Here is a 255-nt window from a genome sequence, read left to right on the forward strand (position 1 = left end):
CCTGACTATGGAGTTGGTGGAGCGAGGTTTGCGCCTGGAACATTCTCGAGCCCAGTTCCTGTTGGCACACATCTTTACTATGGCGATGGCAATACCAAGATCGATAGCGGCGTAACAGTAACGGACTACTACCTGGAGAATGGGCCTGGTGGTCCTGTTTCAGTGCTTGAGTTTGAAGGCTTTACTAATGAGGCGTATGGTGCTTTTCAGGACTATGCCCTCTCATCCTTTATGGATCCAAATGATGTAACGATC

The 255-nt window shown here is 49.0% G+C and carries 1 protein-coding gene; it reads left to right on the top strand.

Annotated elements, in window-relative coordinates:
- Positions 1-255: hypothetical protein (locus tag ICN13_RS10050; protein WP_216140216.1), on the top strand; the 255-nt coding region annotated here is incomplete at both ends.

This window comes from Polynucleobacter sp. MWH-Berg-3C6, from assembly GCF_018881855.1.
Lineage (GTDB): Bacteria > Pseudomonadota > Gammaproteobacteria > Burkholderiales > Burkholderiaceae > Polynucleobacter.